Below are 5,997 nucleotides of genomic sequence, written 5' to 3' on the forward strand. Positions count from 1 at the left end.
CACTTTGGTGGTCTACCGCCTATTCGGCTACTTGAGACCGTTTTTCGGCCTGTTGCTTACGCTACTTGAGGCCGGGGTCGAATGAGTTCGATATCGTAAGAGAGAAGTTTGATTGTGGGATTTTTCTAGGTTTGGCGGTGACCTACTCTCCCGGGGCTTAAGCCCAAGTACCATTGGCGCGGCAGTGCTTAACTTCCGGGTTCGGGATGGGACCGGGTGTTTCACTTGCGCTATGACCACCAAACCGAGGAAAATCCCCGTCGCGGCTTTGCTTTGCAAAGCGCGACGAGTGGCAGGCGACGTATTTGCGTGCAAATGCGCGTTGCCACTCGGTAGTTATGTCAATCAACACCGCAGCGTTTTGCTGCGAAGTTATCCATGTTTAATGAGGTGTATGTTTTTGATTTGTCTTTCCATTACTGGATCAAATCAAGCCTATCGGGCGATTAGTACCGGTCAACTGAACGCATTACTGCGCTTACATCTCCGGCCTATTGACGTGGTGGTCTTCCACGGCCCTCAGGGAGACCTTGTTTTGAGGGGGGCTTCCCGCTTAGATGCCTTCAGCGGTTATCCTGTCCGATCATAGCTACCCAGCACTGCCGTTGGCACGACAACTGGTCCACCAGTGGATCGTTCACCCCGGTCCTCTCGTACTAGGGGCAACTCCTCTCAAGTCTCCTACACCCACGGCAGATAGGGACCGAACTGTCTCACGACGTTCTAAACCCAGCTCACGTACCTCTTTAAACGGCGAACAGCCGTACCCTTGGGACCTGCTCCAGCCCCAGGATGAGATGAGCCGACATCGAGGTGCCAAACACTGCCGTCGATATGGACTCTTGGGCAGTATCAGCCTGTTATCCCCGGCGTACCTTTTATCCGTTGAGCGATGGCCCTTCCACTCGGGACCACCGGATCACTATGGCCGTCTTTCGACTCTGCTCGACTTGTCAGTCTCGCAGTCAGGCTGGCTTCTGCCATTGCACTCAACGAGCGATTTCCGACCGCTCTGAGCCAACCTTCGCGCGCCTCCGTTACGCTTTAGGAGGCGACCGCCCCAGTCAAACTACCCGCCACGCAGGGTCCCGGATCCGGATAACGGACCGCGGTTAGACATCAAGAGTGCGAAGGGTGGTATCTCAAGGGAGGCTCCACAAAGACTTGCGTCTCTGCTTCAAAGCCCACCACCTATCCTGCACATCACAATCCTGATGCCAGTGCGAAGCTGTAGTAAAGGTGCACGGGGTCTTTCCGTCTAACCGCGGGAAGCCTGCATCTTGACAGGCAATTCAATTTCGCTGAGTCGATGTTGGAGACAGCGGGGAAGTCGTTACGCCATTCGTGCAGGTCGGAACTTACCCGACAAGGAATTTCGCTACCTTAGGACCGTTATAGTTACGGCCGCCGTTTACCTGGGCTTCAATTCAAGGCTCTCACCTCTCCTTTTAACCTTCAGGCACCGGGCAGGCGTCAGACCCTATACGTCGTCTTGCGACTTCGCAGAGCCCTGTGTTTTTAATAAACAGTCGCCACCCCCTGGTTTGTGCCCCCAGCCCCTAGTTGCCTAGGAACCGGGCCTCCTTCTCGCGAACTTACGGAGGTATTTTGCCGAGTTCCTTCAACATCGTTCTCTCAAGCGCCTTGGTATGCTCTACCAGTCCACCTGTGTCGGTTTAGGGTACGGTCTTATAGGAGGGCTATTTCCAGGAACCTCTCAGCAGCCCATTCAATCCGATAAGGATGAACTACCTCTGAGATCCGTCACCACTCCACGGCCTAGGAATATTAACCTAGTTCCCATCGCCTACGCCTTTCGGCCTCGGCTTAGGGGCCGGCTTACCCTGCTCAGATTAGCTTTAAGCAGGAACCCTTGGACTTTCGGCGAGAGTGTCTCTCACACTCTTTGTCGCTACTCATGTCATCATTCTCACTAGTGATCTCTCCACCGGATCGCTCACGCGCCGGCTTCATCGAAAAGACTCGATCCTCCAAGGTGCCCCGAAGGACACTAAAGAGGATAAGTCTTATGTCACACTACGCTCTGCTACCATGCCTTACGGCATCCTAAGCTTCGGCTCATGGCTTGAGCCCCGTTACATCTTCGCCGCAGGACAACTTATTTAGACCAGTGAGCTGTTACGCTATCTTTAAAGGATGGCTGCTTCTAAGCCAACCTCCTGGTTGTTTTGGTCGTCCCACCTGCTTTCCCACTTAGCCATGAATTGGGGGCCTTAGCTGTAGGTCAGGGTTGTTTCCCTCTCCACTACGGACGTTAGCATCCGCAGTGTGTCTGCCATCTAGTACTCCCGGGTATTCGGAGTTTGGTTAGGATCAGTAAGCCTGTGGGGCCCCATTACCCATCCAGTGCTCTACCCCCCGGGGTATTCGGATGACGCTCTACCTAAATAGATTTCGCAGAGAACCAGCTATCTCCGAGTTTGATTGGCCTTTCACCCCTAGGCACAGCTCATCCCGATCCTTTTCAACGGATGTGGGTTCGGTCCTCCAGTAAGTGTTACCTTACCTTCAACCTGGCCATGCCTAGATCACTCGGTTTCGGGTCTGATCCCACGAACTCATGCGCCCTATTAAGACTCGCTTTCGCTACGCCTACACCTAACGGCTTAAGCTTGCTCGTGAGACCAAGTCGATGACCCATTATACAAAAGGTACGCCGTCACCCCGCAAGGAGGCTCCGACTGATTGTAGGCGTTCGGTTTCAGGTACTGTTTCACTCCCCTCGTCGGGGTGCTTTTCACCTTTCCCTCACGGTACTGGTTCACTATCGGTCAGCAAGGAGTACTTAGCCTTCGAAGGTGGTCCTCCGATCTTCAGACAGAATTTCACGTGTTCCGCCCTACTTAATACGTCCCATTGAGCTTAGAATACGGGGCTGTCACCCGCTATGGCCATGCTTCCCAACATGTTCTTCTCACTCTCAAGGCTCGGCTGGTCCCCGTTCGCTCGCCGCTACTAGGGGAGTATCAATTGATTTCCTTTCCTCCGGGTACTTAGATGTTTCAGTTCCCCGGGTTTGCCTTTATAACCCTATGTATTCAGGTCATAAATACCTGGTTATGCCCATTATTGATTAGCAGTGCTAACAATAACAAACATTCAGGTGGGTTGCCCCATTCAGAAATCCATGGATCAAAGCTTATTCTCAGCTCCCCATGGCTTATCGCAGAGTATCACGTCTTTCATCGCCTCTTGCTGCCAAGGCATTCACCAAACGCCCTTCTCGCGCTTGATTTGATCCAGAAAAAGAAAGACTTGATATTGGCACTACCGCCTATCCGGCTACTTGAGTGCGTTTGACCGCACACAACCGAAGCTGCGCTAGTAATCAAATCAATCGAGACCGCCCAGCTGGTAACTAAAGGCAGTCATTCTTCTGAACCAAAAACATACATTTCCCGCCCCCGCCACTTGGACGAGGACAAATGAGCAACCCCATATGGTCTCTCAGCCGTGCAGCTGATCAACGCAGGTCGCTCGGGTTAGTATATTAGACTTGGACAACTCTGTTCGTTTCGATCGGGATACGCAGACAGGGCCGGCTAGACCCAAACTGCGCCGCTTATCCGAAGATAAGAACGACCGAGATCAATGCCACACTCGGCACGATCAAACAGTGTTGATTGATTTCTCTCTATACGATGTCAAAGCTTCCGAAGAAGCGACGTCCGATTGGACGGTGAAGAACCAAAATGGTGCTTAACGGTCAAATCGAAGGCAAATGGTGGAGCCTAGGAGGATCGAACTCCTGACCTCCTGAATGCAAATCAGGCGCTCTCCCAGCTGAGCTAAGGCCCCAAAAGTTTTTGGTGGGTCGAGGAGGACTTGAACCTCCGACCTCACGCTTATCAGGCGTGCGCTCTAACCACCTGAGCTACCGACCCAGTTGATTTTGCAAAAGCAAAATCGACGTTGCCCGACAGGCGATTTTGCATCGCAAAATCTGCCGAGAGGGCCAGACCTCACAGCGTTGCGGGCCTGATATGTTCTGAAGAGATATGAGGACGGCTCGGTCCATGAGTTTGATCAACTTTGTTTGTTGATCTTCTGCTAAGTGTTCCACGATCAAGAGCAAGCTCAAGATGCCAGGAACATCCTTAGAAAGGAGGTGATCCAGCCGCAGGTTCCCCTACGGCTACCTTGTTACGACTTCACCCCAGTCGCTGATCCTACCGTGGCCGCCTGCCCCCCGAAGGTTAGCGCAGCGTCGTCGGGTAGAACCAACTCCCATGGTGTGACGGGCGGTGTGTACAAGGCCCGGGAACGTATTCACCGCGTCATGCTGTTACGCGATTACTAGCGATTCCGACTTCATGGGGTCGAGTTGCAGACCCCAATCCGAACTGAGACAGTTTTTTGGGATTAACCCATTGTCACTGCCATTGTAGCACGTGTGTAGCCCAACCCGTAAGGGCCATGAGGACTTGACGTCATCCACACCTTCCTCCCGCTTATCACGGGCAGTTTCCCTAGAGTGCCCAGCCGAACTGCTGGCAACTAAGGATGTGGGTTGCGCTCGTTGCCGGACTTAACCGAACATCTCACGACACGAGCTGACGACAGCCATGCAGCACCTGTCACTAGGTCACCGAAGTGAAAGACCCATCTCTGGGCCGGTCCTAGGATGTCAAGGGTTGGTAAGGTTCTGCGCGTTGCTTCGAATTAAACCACATGCTCCACCGCTTGTGCGGGCCCCCGTCAATTCCTTTGAGTTTTAATCTTGCGACCGTACTCCCCAGGCGGAATGCTTAATCCGTTAGGTGTGTCACCGAATAGCATGCTACCCGACGACTGGCATTCATCGTTTACGGTGTGGACTACCAGGGTATCTAATCCTGTTTGCTCCCCACACTTTCGCACCTCAGCGTCAGTATCGAGCCAGTGAGCCGCCTTCGCCACTGGTGTTCCTCCGAATATCTACGAATTTCACCTCTACACTCGGAATTCCACTCACCTCTCTCGAACTCTAGACTGATAGTTTTGGAGGCAGTTCCAGGGTTGAGCCCTGGGATTTCACCCCCAACTTTCCAGTCCGCCTACGTGCGCTTTACGCCCAGTAATTCCGAACAACGCTAACCCCCTCCGTATTACCGCGGCTGCTGGCACGGAGTTAGCCGGGGTTTCTTTACCTGCTACCGTCATTATCTTCACAGGCGAAAGAGCTTTACGACCCTAAGGCCTTCATCACTCACGCGGCATGGCTGGATCAGGGTTGCCCCCATTGTCCAAGATTCCCCACTGCTGCCTCCCGTAGGAGTCTGGGCCGTGTCTCAGTCCCAGTGTTGCTGATCATCCTCTAAAACCAGCTATAGATCGTAGGCTTGGTAGGCCATTACCCCACCAACTACCTAATCTAACGCGGGCCAATCCTTTGGCGATAAATCTTTCCCCCGAAGGGCTCATACGGTATTACTCTCCGTTTCCAGAGGCTATTCCGTACCAAAGGGTATGTTCCCACGCGTTACTAACCCGTCCGCCGCTCACCCGAAGGTGCGCTCGACTTGCATGTGTTAAGCCTGCCGCCAGCGTTCGTTCTGAGCCAGGATCAAACTCTCAAGTTGAAAAGCATTGCTGCTTATCCTTGACGTTCGAACCTCTGCACATCTCATCAGGAGGCTAATCCTGATGAAGTCTTCTGTCTGTATGTGCTTCTGGTTTCATCAGAAACCGAAAGCCGTACAAACAGTGAAGCTGACACTGGATCATCGAGCCGAAGCCCTACCAGCGCGATATACAGACATTCAATCCGTCGAAACGAACCAAACCGCCCACATATCTCTTCAGTTATCCATCAATGTCAAAGAACAAAACACCAAGAGCCAAAAATCAGACCGTTGCGCCAATAACATCAGCGCGCCCGCCTAAATCATTCCCTAAGATGCCCCCAGTCTCTCCTGAGCGTCTCCACCGTCTCTCCGATGCGTCCGGCCGTCTCTCCGACCCGTCAGCGCCGCCTCAGCAGCGCCGGTGAAGGGG

General features: G+C 53.2%; 2 tRNA genes and 3 rRNA genes. All 5 read right to left on the bottom strand.

Features of this window, described 5'->3' with window-relative positions:
* Window positions 1–129: 129 nt before the first annotated feature.
* Window positions 130–244 (bottom strand): 5S ribosomal RNA (rrf, locus tag AC2FID_RS22380).
* A 181-nt stretch (window positions 245–425) separates the two neighbouring features.
* A 23S ribosomal RNA gene (locus AC2FID_RS22385) occupies window positions 426–3,256 on the bottom strand.
* A 487-nt stretch (window positions 3,257–3,743) separates the two neighbouring features.
* Window positions 3,744–3,819 (bottom strand) — tRNA-Ala (locus AC2FID_RS22390).
* Window positions 3,820–3,828: 9 nt separating this feature from the next.
* Window positions 3,829–3,905, bottom strand: a tRNA-Ile gene (locus AC2FID_RS22395).
* A gap of 217 nt (window positions 3,906–4,122) precedes the next feature.
* Window positions 4,123–5,582: ribosomal RNA gene (locus AC2FID_RS22400) — 16S ribosomal RNA — on the bottom strand.
* Together the 16S, 23S and 5S rRNA genes with 2 tRNA genes alongside form the textbook arrangement of a ribosomal RNA operon.
* Window positions 5,583–5,997 lie beyond the last annotated feature (415 nt).

The sequence above is a fragment of the Ruegeria sp. CDSC068 genome (assembly GCF_059610545.1).